The organism is Methanobrevibacter sp., from assembly GCF_017427765.1.
Lineage (GTDB): Archaea > Methanobacteriota > Methanobacteria > Methanobacteriales > Methanobacteriaceae > Methanocatella.
In genome coordinates this window covers 1-12036 of sequence record NZ_JAFRSC010000002.1, presented here as the reverse complement: position 1 = coordinate 12036, position 12036 = coordinate 1, and the positions used below count along the sequence as shown (strand labels likewise).

Annotated in this window: 14 protein-coding genes and 1 tRNA gene; 12 read left to right on the top strand and 3 right to left on the bottom strand. The window is 32.6% G+C overall.

Going from position 1 to position 12036, the window contains the following annotated elements:
- The first annotated feature begins 66 nt into the window (after positions 1-66).
- Positions 67-139 (top strand) — tRNA-Phe (locus IJL02_RS00295).
- A 127-nt stretch (positions 140-266) separates the two neighbouring features.
- Here the strand turns inward: IJL02_RS00295 and deoC are convergent.
- Positions 267-1004, bottom strand: a complete 738-nt coding sequence (deoC, locus tag IJL02_RS00290) for a deoxyribose-phosphate aldolase (RefSeq protein WP_292807954.1) — start codon at positions 1002-1004, stop codon at positions 267-269.
- Between the two features lie 53 nt (positions 1005-1057).
- Positions 1058-2722: a tRNA uridine(34) 5-carboxymethylaminomethyl modification radical SAM/GNAT enzyme Elp3 gene (locus IJL02_RS00285; protein WP_292807952.1), complete on the bottom strand. Its 1665-nt coding sequence runs from the start codon at positions 2720-2722 to the stop codon at positions 1058-1060.
- Positions 2723-2824: 102 nt separating this feature from the next.
- On the opposite strand from IJL02_RS00285, the gene IJL02_RS00280 reads away from it, so the two are divergent.
- Complete coding sequence (locus IJL02_RS00280) at positions 2825-3094, top strand: PRC-barrel domain-containing protein (protein ID WP_292807950.1); 270 nt, start codon at positions 2825-2827, stop codon at positions 3092-3094.
- Positions 3095-3116: 22 nt separating this feature from the next.
- Positions 3117-3419 carry a DUF2098 domain-containing protein gene (locus tag IJL02_RS00275; RefSeq protein ID WP_292807948.1) on the top strand — a complete coding sequence of 101 codons (303 nt, stop codon included), beginning with the start codon at positions 3117-3119 and terminating at the stop codon, positions 3417-3419.
- A gap of 15 nt (positions 3420-3434) precedes the next feature.
- On the opposite strand, the gene IJL02_RS00270 is transcribed toward IJL02_RS00275, so the two are convergent.
- Positions 3435-5513 (bottom strand): DEAD/DEAH box helicase, encoded by a 2079-nt coding sequence (locus IJL02_RS00270; protein ID WP_292807946.1) that lies wholly within the window; start codon positions 5511-5513, stop codon positions 3435-3437.
- Between the two features lie 128 nt (positions 5514-5641).
- Here IJL02_RS00270 and IJL02_RS00265 point away from each other — a divergent pair, with 128 nt between their 5' ends.
- From IJL02_RS00265 to IJL02_RS00225, 9 genes are all read left to right on the top strand, one after another.
- Positions 5642-5905 (top strand): thioredoxin family protein, encoded by a 264-nt coding sequence (locus tag IJL02_RS00265; protein ID WP_292807944.1) that lies wholly within the window; start codon positions 5642-5644, stop codon positions 5903-5905.
- A 24-nt stretch (positions 5906-5929) separates the two neighbouring features.
- Positions 5930-7006: a cobalt-precorrin-5B (C(1))-methyltransferase CbiD gene (gene cbiD / locus IJL02_RS00260; protein WP_292807942.1), complete on the top strand. Its 1077-nt coding sequence runs from the start codon at positions 5930-5932 to the stop codon at positions 7004-7006.
- Between the two features lie 201 nt (positions 7007-7207).
- Entirely contained in the window at positions 7208-7444 is a 237-nt protein-coding gene (locus IJL02_RS00255) for an AbrB/MazE/SpoVT family DNA-binding domain-containing protein (protein WP_292783262.1), read from the top strand.
- Positions 7445-7448: 4 nt separating this feature from the next.
- Positions 7449-7835, top strand: a complete 387-nt coding sequence (locus IJL02_RS00250; RefSeq protein ID WP_292807940.1) for a type II toxin-antitoxin system VapC family toxin — start codon at positions 7449-7451, stop codon at positions 7833-7835.
- Positions 7836-7913: 78 nt separating this feature from the next.
- Positions 7914-8993 (top strand): glycosyltransferase family 4 protein, encoded by a 1080-nt coding sequence (locus IJL02_RS00245; RefSeq protein WP_292807937.1) that lies wholly within the window; start codon positions 7914-7916, stop codon positions 8991-8993.
- A 1-nt stretch (position 8994) separates the two neighbouring features.
- Positions 8995-9861 carry a shikimate kinase gene (locus IJL02_RS00240; protein WP_292807935.1) on the top strand — a complete coding sequence of 289 codons (867 nt, stop codon included), beginning with the start codon at positions 8995-8997 and terminating at the stop codon, positions 9859-9861.
- Positions 9858-11312, top strand: a complete 1455-nt coding sequence (locus tag IJL02_RS00235; RefSeq protein WP_292807933.1) for a succinylglutamate desuccinylase/aspartoacylase family protein — start codon at positions 9858-9860, stop codon at positions 11310-11312. Before IJL02_RS00240 ends, IJL02_RS00235 begins: the two co-directional genes overlap by 4 nt.
- A gap of 111 nt (positions 11313-11423) precedes the next feature.
- On the top strand, positions 11424-11759 hold the full coding sequence (locus IJL02_RS00230) for a chorismate mutase (RefSeq protein WP_292807930.1): 336 nt from the start codon (positions 11424-11426) through the stop codon (positions 11757-11759).
- A complete protein-coding gene (locus IJL02_RS00225; RefSeq protein WP_292807928.1) occupies positions 11752-11949 on the top strand; it encodes a 30S ribosomal protein S17e in 198 nt (65 codons plus the stop codon). Before IJL02_RS00230 ends, IJL02_RS00225 begins: the two co-directional genes overlap by 8 nt.
- Positions 11950-12036 lie beyond the last annotated feature (87 nt).

Genomic DNA, 12036 nt, shown 5'->3' with positions numbered 1-12036 from the left:
GTCTAGGGGTATGATTCCTCTTTGACGTGGAGGAGATCACGAGTTCGAATCTCGTTCGGTCCATATGCCATGTTAGTTCAGATGGGAGAACGCTAGACTGAAGATCTAGATGTCGCTGGTTCAAGTCCGGCACATGGCATTCTTTTTTACTATTTTTGAAGATTTTTACTAATTTTTAGTTTATTTAATATTCTAAAAATGATTATTTAAAAACAGTATTTTTTTAGATTGTTGAAAATAAGTTGATTAAGTGGAATAATTCCACATTAATCTTTTTTGGTTAGGGTAATTGGTTTTGGAGTTACCTGGGTGTTTTCTCGTAATTCTTTGTATCTTTTTACAATTTCATAACCCATATCACTTCCGATTTTATCCGCTCCACCAGTCAAAATTTGGTTGGCAGTTTTGTAATCGTTTATTCCGCCATTAATTTCAATTTTGATTTTTGGGGCATGTTTCTGGAATATGTTAATGTCATTCACATTTTCGAATATGTGGTTTGGAGTTACAAAGCCGGTTGCTGTTTTGACAAAATCAGCTCCTGATTTTTCAGCAGCTTTTGCGGCATTTGCCTTTTGATAGTCTTCTAAAGCTTTAGTTTCAATGATGGCTTTTAAAGTTCTTTCTCCGACAGTTTCTTTAATTTCTTTTATTTCTTTTTCAAGTAATTCGTATTTTTCATCTTTGATGTAGCTTAAATTCATTACAACATCTATTTCATCGGCTCCAAGATCCACTAATGCTTTTGCTTCGGCCACTTTACTTTCAATACTCTCAAATCCTAATGGAAATCCGACAACACTGCCGACTTTGATATTTGTTTCAGCCAGTATTTCCTTAGCTAATGGAACATATGTCGGTGAAATAATTACTGAGTTGAAATTCAACTCTTTTGCTTTTTCGAGAAATTCTCTCATTTCTGATTCTGTAATCATGTTGTTTAAATTAGTATAGTTGATGTAACTAGCTAATTCTTTTGAATTTTTGATGTTATATATAACCATATTACCACTCTCTTAATTAGTTAGTGTTTATACGAACATGTATTTAAATATTTTCATATTAATCTTTTCTTCATGTATGGTCCAACTTTTTCATATCCAAATTTACGATAGTAATTTCTAGATCCTATTCCACTAATAATGGCTATTTCTTCATATCCTTTATCTAAAGATATATTTTCAGCTTCTTTTAGGAGTTTTTCACCAAATCCTGTGTGTTGACCTATTTTAGGATTTTTATCTCCGATTTTAATCATGTTTCCATATACATGCAATTCTCTAACAAGAGATGTTTTATCAGTAATTTCTTCTCTAAAACGACCTTTTGATGGAAAACGCAACCTTAAAAATCCTGCAATACTTTCTTCGTTAATGTCTTCGATGGATAAGAAATTTTCCTCACCGCCACATGCATTATATTTCATATTGAATAGTTCAAACTCATCAAGTTCATATTCTCTTGATGTCTTTTTATGGCCTATTTCACGGCACCGGATGCATTGGCAGTTAATGTTGTTTTCATCCAATTTATTATAAACAAGTTCTCCCAAATTGGATTTTTTAACTCCTGCTTCAATGAGTGTTGATGGGATATCCCTTTGGATTCTCATGGTTCTAACCCATTTTGGAAGAATTTCCTTGATTTTTACTATGAGTTCAACTGCTTCTTCGTCAGTGTAGGGAGTATATTTTCCTTCTTTCCACAAATCATAAAGTTCGCTGCCTTTTGTAACAAGACAAGGATAAATCTTAAGCATGTCCGGTTTAAAGTTATCATCACTGAATAACTGTTTAAACATTTTCAAATCCTGTTTTTCATCAACAAATAATCCAGGCATCATGTGCATGGCGACTTTTATTGCGGAATCTCTTAAAAGCTGATTGGCTTCTATCGTATCGGCAATAGTATGACCTCTTTTTATTTTTAGATATAATTCATCAGATAATGTTTGCACGCCTAATTCCACTCTTGTAACTCCAAAATTCAACATCCTATTGATGTGTTCCTGTTTGCAGTAGTCCGGGCGTGTTTCAAATGTCATTCCAACGCATCTTACTTTGGAGTTTTCATTTGCCTTTTGCACATCATCTATCAGGACATAATCATTTGGGGGGTATGTTTTTAAAGTTCCATTCTCAAAGGTTCTGATTTCATCATAATCTAAGTTATATTCATAGTTTCCAGGTTTATTTTCAATAATCAGTCCAAAATCAGTCATTGCCTTCAGGCACTGGGATACAAACCATTCCTGATAACAAAGATCTCTTGAAGGGAATGTTCCTCCCATGATGATTAATTCAACTTTGTCAATTGGATGGCCTATTTTTTTAAGTTGTTTTAGTCTGTTAAAACACTGAATATATGGGTGGAATTCATACATTCTTCCCCTCAGTGCAGCAGGCTCTTCACCGGTATAGCTAGGTGGGGCTATGTCACTTTCAGGACAATAAAAACACCTTCCATGAGGACATTTATGAGGATGGCACATTACAGCAACAATTGCAACACCGGACATTGTTCTTGTTGGTTTTTTCTTTAAAATCCCCGATACAATCTCTTTTTCTTCAGGCTTTGCAAACTCTAAAATGTCTGCATTGCTCATAAATCGAGATAGCTTCAAATCACGACAAAGTTGTCTTTTTTCAACTTCGAGGTCACGCCGAGTAGATATTTTGCCATCAAGAATACCCTCAATAATTATTCGACATGCTTTTTGCATTTTTTCACCGTTATCAAATTAATAGTTAATGTTATATAATTGATTTATTTAAATACTTGGTCATTCAAATATTATATTAAATAATTTTATGAAGGTGAAACTATGAAAATTAAAGAATTTTTAGGTTCTACTGTTTTAGATAAAAATGCAAATGAAGTAGGTAAAGTTGACAATGTCGATTTTGACCCAGCAAATGGAAAAATTGAAAAAATTACTTTAACTTTACAAAAAAACATCTTCTCCAGAGATGAACTTGAAATTGATTTTGATGATGTGGCTACTATTGGGGCATATGTTATCTTAAACAAAGAGATTCCTAAACCTGAAGAAACTGTTGAAGCTACAATTGAAGTTGAAGACGACGAAGAATAAATTTTATTAAAAGGTAATGCTTATGGCTTTTGATGCAAGAGACAAAGAAATCGCTCTTGATTCATACGTTAGATATGTCGATACAGGAACAATCGGTAAAGTCATTGATGTTAAAACTAATGATGAAGGTATCGATTGGGTTAAAATCGACAAAACTAATTTATGGTATCGCTCAAAACTAGTCGAATTGCTTGATGAGAAAGATTTAAAAACAAACACTGATGATCACGGCAATGATGAACTAGATATTGAAGCATTAAAAGAAAAAGCAGAAAAACTTGAAAACATGCAAATGGATTCAAGTGTTGCTGAAGGTGGAGGTTAATCCTACCTTCATTTTTTAATTATTAACAAACAATTTTATTTTTTCAGCTAGTTTAGGCCCTATGCCTTCAATTTTTTGTAACTCTTTTTCTGAAACTCCACTTAAATCGTTTCCAAATATTTCCACAACGTTTCTAGCTCTTTTTCTTCCAAGTCTTTTAACGCCAACGACTAATGGTATTATATCCTCTTTAACACCATAGTATAATCTTGCAGATAGGAAATCAAACTCTTTTAGGTTTGAATAGTTTCCTAAAACTTCTGAAGTATTTTTAGCAAATCTTACAAGGCGGGATGCTTCATAAGCTGATCTCCTGGTGGATGCAGAGTATACATTATATTTGTTTTCGATTTCATATTCGTTTCTTTCATTAATCCACTCGATTAATGAGACTGTTGTGGCTTCTGGGTTTCCGATATCCACTGCAAACAATCCAACTTCGGAAAGCTTATCTCGAACAGGATCTTTTGATTTTCTTCCTTTAAATGAAATTAAAGGTAAATCTGGAGTTTCTGATAATGCATAAATGAACTCTTCGACATTCAGTTCATTCATATATGATATGTATTCTTTAATTTTAACGGCTGTTTCAACGCTGTAGTTTGATCTGGCTATTAAATTACCAAAATCAGTTGTTTTAAGGCCTTCGGGAGTGGCTCTTATAATTCCATTTTGAAGTAAAAATTCCAAAGCGCTTTCAAGTTCGAATCGCAAGCTGTCCTGTGCAAACATGGCCATTGAAGGATTGTTGCTCATCTGGTATCCGTAAAGTGTTTTTCCAAAAAAGTCAGTCAGGTCTTCCAGATTTTTGGAAAGTGTTGAAGCAATCTGGGCAATAATCTGTCTGTAAATTGCATCCTTATTGTCAACCAATTTTGAGTTGGTTAATTCGATTTCACCTTCAACGTAATATTCCTGCAGGTTTTGTGCTTCATCCATTGTTTTAGCAATAAGATAGGAATATCCCACATCATCATATTGTGGTCTTCCAGCCCTTCCGGACATCTGCTCATAATCAAAAACAGGGATTGGCTGCGGGCCGTTGCCGGTCCAGCGAGTATGGTCACGAATGACAACAGTTTTTGATGGTAAATTGACTCCATACATTAAACTTGGAGTTGCAGTAATCATTAATATATTTCCTTTTCTAAATTCGTCTTCAATAATTTCTTTTTGTTCATTAAAGAGTCCCGCATGGTGAAATGCCACACCTTTTTCAGCAGCTTCAGCTAGTTTAACGCATGTTGTTGTTGGAAGTGATCCTTTCTTTTTCGGAACTTCCAGTAATTTTTCAGCAACTTCCTTGAATCGTTTTCTTTGTTCGACATTGATTTTTTTGCTGATTTTTCCGGAAACATATGTTGCAAGGCTTTCTGTAAATCTTCTGGTTGATACAAATGCCAGTGCCTGTGATTTGTCCTTTATTGCCTTTTCGATTACTTTTACAATCACGTCATTTTTATTTTTTGTATTGAACATTTCCGCATCCAAAACCTCTTTATGCAGGGGTACTGGTCTGTAATCGTGTTCAACACAGGTTCCTTCAAGCCATCCTTCAATTTCTTCTATATTCCGCAATGTTGCTGAAAGCGCAATTATCCTCATGCTTGGATTTATAATTTTTGCTCTGGTTATTGCCGCTTCAAGAGTTGGGCCTCTGCTATATTCTCCAATCATATGGAATTCATCTATAATTAATGTATCCACATCACGTAGATTGTCCCAGGAAAATCGTGTAAGTGCATCAAATGATTCAAAAACCATGACTGATAAATCAGAGCTTGACGGGTGTTTTCCTACATTTATTCCATGTTCCTCAAAGGCTTTAAATTCCTTTACTTTTTCATTTTGAATTGAAAGAAGAGGTGCTGCATAAACTGCCTTTCCTCCATTAAGTATTGTTTTAAGTGCGGGCAGCACTCCCAAAACAGTCTTTCCACTAGCGGTTGGAATTGATATAATATAATTTGAATTGTCATCTAAATAGCCTGATTCAATTACTGCCTTTTGAGCAGGGTTGAACTCTTCAATGTAGGGATATGCGCTGTTTATTATTTTTTTAATATCTGCTGGTAAATTTTCCATTTTAATCATTTAATTTGTTTTAATTTAATATATAATAAATATTTGCAGAGAGCATTTGAAATCTATTCGAGGTGGTAACAATTATATATAACAAATTATTAAAATAGATTTAAATCAAAATTATAGGAGATTTTATAATGGCAATTAAATTAGAAGTATTTTCAACAAGTTCATGTCCTCACTGCCCTGGAGCTATTGAAGCAGCTGAAAGAATGAAAGAGAAGTATGGGGATGAAATCGACCTTGATTTGGTTAAAATTGATGAAAATGAGGAAAATTATAAACGTGCAATTGAATATGGTATTATGGCAGTGCCTAATTTTGTTATTAATGGTGAAGTTTTACAGCCAGGTGCACTTCCTGATGATTATTTGATTGAAAAATTAGAATCTTTAATGTAGATTCTTTTTATTCTTTTTTTTATTATGACTGATGATAATTATACTGGAGTAACTACTGGCACTGTTGCCACAGCTTGTTCTCTTGCAGCTTTAGATGCGATTATCGATTCTCCGGATATTGCATGTGTTAAAGTTGAAACTCCTAAAAAGACATTGGACATTATTATTGATGAGTGTAAATTATTATCTTCTTTTAAAGCTCAGGCTATAGCTCATAAAAATCCATATAATGATCCTGATGTTACTGTTAATTTAGATATAATTGCAACAGTCGAACTTTTCGATAAAACTGATGAGAAATCCAACGTAATTATTACTGGGGGTGTGGGAGTAGGTAAAATTACCAAACCGGGTCTTCAGATTCCTGTTGGAGATTATGCAATAAATCCTGGCCCCCGCAAAATGATTGTTAAAAATTTATCCGACAAAATTCCGGATGGAAAGGTTGCAAAAGTCACTATCTCTATTCCGGAAGGTATTAATATTGCTCGAAAAACAATGAATCCCAAATTGGGCATTGTTGATGGTATATCTGTTCTTGGAACAACAGGTATTGCAAGATCCATGTCAAGTGATGCTTATAAAAACTCTATTGTAACTCAAATTGATGTTGCATTGGCTTCAGATGTTGGGGATTTGGTTTTTGTACCCGGCAACATCGGTGAAAAATTGGCACTTGAGAGATTGGATGTTAAAAAAGAGCAGATTATTCAGACTGGTAATTATGTAGGTTTCATGTTTGAAGAGGCCGAAAAAAGAGGAATTACCAAATTCACTTTCTTTGGACATATGGGAAAATTGATTAAAGTCGCCGGAGGCATATTCAATACAAAACATGCGGTGGCAGATGGCAGGCGCGAAATCATGGTTGCTCATGCGGCTATTTGCGGTGCCGGCAGAGATGATTTGCAAAGATTATATGATTCAAAAACAACTGATGATATGATGAACATCTTAAATGAGATTGACCTTTCCTTTGAAGTTTCAAACAGCATTGCCTCTGCAATTCATGAAAGATGCATGCAGCGTTTTGATTTGGATTTAAATGTAATTCTTGTTGATATGGAAGGAAATTATCTAAACAACAACATGGAATTATAATTAACAAAATTATTTTAATTTAACTTTTTTTCGAAATATTTATTATTACAAATTTTAAAAATAGTAATACTTATATCTGTTGAAACTATAGTCTAATATATAAAAGATTTGAAGAAATATTTTTTAAATTATGATATATAAAGTATAATTTTAAATACTTTATATAATATAATTTATTTTATAAAATTAAATGTGATTTATATGTATGCGATAACAAAAGTAAGTTCTTCAAATCAAGTTGTTGTTCCTGCCGATTTTAGAAAACATTATGATATTGTTGCAGGTGATGAAATTTCATGGACAAATACCGAAGAAGGGATACTCTTGAAAATTGAAAAGAAAGTTACTGAAGAGGACATAATAGGTTTAATTAAAACAGAATTACCATATAATAGTGTTGAAATTAAAAAAAGAGGCTCAAAAGGATTAAAATGGTGATAAATTGATTTTTGTAGATGCTTCATATCTAATTGCATTAATAGTCGAAAAGGACCAATGGCATAGTGATGCTGTTAGATTGCTTGAAACGTTAAAATCAGAAGATAAAATAATTACAGAACCGATGATTATCGAGTCATTAAACCTCATTGGAAGTTGTCATGGTGGAAAAGTGGGGGTCATGACTTTTAAATATATCAAGGACAATTTCACCATATTTAAATCAGACACATTGCTTGATGAGTCACTTAGATATTATCTTAAATTTGACGGAACACTATCTCTCGCAGACTGTACTGCAATTCATACTATGAAAGAAAATAATATCCAAGAAATATTGTCATTTGATGAAGATTTTGATAAAGTGGAGGGGATTGTAAGAATTTCTTAAAAAAATAAACTATGTTGAATTAATTATTTAAACAAGAAATTCACAATATAATATTATAGATAGTGGAGATTATTTTTCATGAAAATAGCTATGGTTGGTCAATTTCCGCCTCATGTGGGCGGTGTAGGTGTTCATATACACACGTTATCAAAGGAACTTGTTAAACAGGGGCATGAAGTTTTTGTAATCACATATCCTCATAAAGATATCAAGGACATTGATGGAATTCATGTGATTGGAACCAGAGGCATTAATGTACCTGGTGTCAGAGGTTTAATGTTTAAAAAGAATGCTAAAAAGGCATTGGAAGAGCTTTTAAAGACAGAAGACATTGATATTATTCATGGCCATTATCTTTTCCCAGCCGGTGCTGCGGCTGTTGAAGTTGGAAATGAACATGGCATTAAAACATATATTACTGCCCATGGATCAGATATGTTTGAAGTATATAAAAAACAACCGTTAATGCGTTCCACTATTAAAAATGTATTGAAAAAGGCCGATGTTGTTCTCGCAGTTAGTAATGCATTAAAACATGAAATTATTGCTACTGGTGTTACAGGCATATCCAATAAAACCAGAATTTGTTGGAATTCAGTGGATATTAACAAATTTTCCTCTAAAGAAAACAATACATTTAAAGAGGAAAACAAATTACTGGATAAGCCGATAGTTCTTTTTGTAGGTAATTTAATTAAACGTAAAAATGTTGATTCATTACTTGAAGCCAAAAAAATTGCAAACAGTGATTATTATCTGGTTATTGTTGGTGATGGACCGTTATTTAAAAAACTCAATCAAAAGGTTGAGGATGAAAATATTCGTGACGTAATATTTTTAGGCTCCAGAAACGATGTTGAAAATATTATTCCGAGTTGTGACGTTTTGGTTTTACCTTCACTTTCAGAAAGTTTTGGTTTAGTTTTAATCGAAGCTTTAGCTTGCGGTAAACCTGTAATTGGCAGTAATGTCGGAGGAATCACTGAAATCATCAATGATGATGTGGGGTTATTGGTTAATCCAACTAAGATTTCTTCAATTGCAAGTGCAATCGATAAGGTTATTAATGATGTTGAATTTAGAGTGGGATTATCTTTAAATGCTAGAAATAGGGCGAAGGTATTTTCCGAAGTTAATATTCCTTATGATGAGGTGTGATATGAAAAAAACTGTAAGGTCTCCGGGTTCAGCAACAATTATTAATGCAATTGCTACTGGTTTCGGTTCTGCATTTGGAATCGGACTGGATATAAAATGTGAAGCCAAATCAAAAAATAATTCCATTTCCTGTTCTAATGATGTTGGTGCAGATAGCGAATTGATGGAATTATGTGTTGAAAAGGTTTTTAAACATTACAATATCAGTAAGGATGAATTCGGTATTGAGGTTAAAACAAAATCCAGTCTGCCTATGGCATCAGGACTGTCAAGCAGCAGTGCTTCATCCAATGCAATTGTTAAAGCGGTATCTTCAGTTATAAGTGATGAATTTGATTTAAGGCCTCTTGATGATTTGGAAATTATTAACATGGCAATCGATGCGTCACTGGATGCTGGGGTTACCATTACTGGATCTTTTGATGATGCTACGGCTTCTTATTTTGGAGGGGTTGTTGTAACGGATAATAAAAAAAGGGAATTTATTATAAAAGAAAAAATGCAGGATTATCCGATTTTAGTTTACATGCCAAATTTTTATTCAAAATCAGGTGATTCAAATCCTGAGCGAATGAAATTGTTGGCTCCCCTGGTTGAAACGGCTTTTGAATTTGCAAAACAGAAGAATTATCTTAAAGCTTTAAATTTAAATGGATTAATCTATTCTGCAACATTAGGTTTTGATTCTACAATAGCTATTGATGCTCTGCAGGCAGGCGCCATTGCTTCAGGTTTATCTGGAACTGGTTCTTCATTTGTAGCCGTTGTTAATGATAATTCAATAGATGATGTAAAAGAGATATGGGGTAAATATGAAGGTAAAATTATAGAAACAAATGTTGATAATGAAGGTTGTGTATTGATATGAAAAGATTATTGTTGTTGATATTAATTTTATTTGTCAGTATTTCTGCTGTTTCAGCATCAGATAATTTCACTGATGATGCAGTAGGCATAGCTGATGATAATATTGTTGCTCAGACAGATTCCATTGGAATTTCTGCTGATGAAAATTATCCAATAAGTGATGTATCTGTGGATGAGGTTTTATCTTCTGAAGGTAACGTCTCTTCAGGAGATACTGGTGAAAATGAAGAGCTAAATATATCTATTCAGGCTGAAGATTTTGTCTGGTATTATAAAGCTAATCCGGTTTATACTTTTAATATTGTAGATTCAAACGGTACTGGCGTTTATGCTAGAAATGTTTCTGTTACATTAAACAATGAAAATTTATTTGTTGATACTGATGAAAACGGTACAGCTAATTTAAATATTGCTTTAAACCCTGGAAACTATAATATTTTAATTGAATATGCTAATAAATCTGTTACTAAGAATATTAAACTGCTTTCTTCAAGGGTAACTCATACTGGAGATATAACTACCAAATATGGAACAAACACCAAATATGTTGTGAGGCTGCTGGACAATTCCGGAAAACCTGTAGTGGGATATGGTGTCAATTTTACCATAGGTAAGAAATCATATACAAGATATACAAATGCGAATGGCTATGCCACTTTATTCCTTAAGTATAATTCCGGAAAATATGTAATAAATTACTTTGCAGACGGTTTTACAGGCAAGAATAATTATGTGGTGAATAATTACGTTTCAATGGAAATTCTTAAATGGGGACTTACTGGAGATGTCAGTAAAGCTCCATTGATTAAAAAGAACATGCCTAATAATTATTGGGTTAAAAAAGCCGTAGAAGCTACAAAAAAAGGAATTCCATTAATAACTATTAAAGGTGGTAACGGTAAGGTTGTTTTCATGACTGCTGGAGTTCACGGAAATGAATTGAACTCTCAGGTTGCAGCAATGAAAATGATTACATATATGACCACTAATCCTATTAAAGGTACAGTTTACATAATTCCGTTTGTCAATGTTAAGGCTATCAGTAAAAAAGTAAGGCTCACAAATTATGATTTTAACAGAGTGGCTCATAAAGCAGGTACTGTTTCAAATAAGATTACAAAATTGATTACAAAATACAAATGTGATGCATATGGTGATTTCCATACTACCGTAAGTCCGGGGGTTCCTGGAATAAATGTCGTTTTAGGATATAAATCACCTACAAAATGTGTTGATCTTTCAAATTACATTGCTAAGAATGCTAAAGTAAATAAGATTTTCTACTATCCTGGTCAGAAATACAGATGGTCTTTGGCAGACTGGGTCAATTATAAAGGAACTCCAGCTGTAATTTGTGAGGTAATAAGTCCAGTTAATAAGGTATCTACAAAAGCTACTGATTTATCTTATAAAGAAATGAGTGCTTTTTTAAATTACAATAAAATACTTTAAACTGAATAAAAAATTCAAATTTTTTATTCTTTACTTTTTTTAAACATATAGTTTATATACTAGTATTATAATAAATTATATTATTATCATTATTATCAGTTTGGTGATTTTTTGGAAAGTAGTTATGAGATAAAAACTTTTAAAAACAAAAAGGAAGCTGAAGAACTTCTTGAGAAATCACGAAATCGTATTGATGAAATTGATAATGACTTATTTGATTTAATTTATCAAAGGACATCTTTAGCAAAAGATATTGCACTTTCAAAAGAATATCTGGATATGCCTATTTTTGATAAAGGCAGGGAAGATATTGTGCATCAAAAGATAGATGACCTTTGTACAGACTTGGGTCTTGATAATGAAATTATTGATCAAATAGTAGACATGCTAACTATTTTAAATAAAAATGAGCAGGAAAAAATTTTAAGGAGGAATGTTGATGGGTAATATTAGAACTTCATTTGTTAAACGTTTAGCAAAAGAACTTATTGAAACTCACAAAGGAGTTTTCACCACTGATTTTGAAGAAAATAAAAAATTAGTACAAGAATACTCTACTGTAAGTACTAAACATTTAAGAAATAAAATTGCAGGATATGTTACAAGGCTTGTAAGGTTAGAACAAACCAGAGAATAAGCTTTTTTTCATATTTTTTTACTACTTTTTTTATTATAATTTTTAATTTGTTTTAAAAAAATCTTATTTTTGTATAATTTTTTTAAT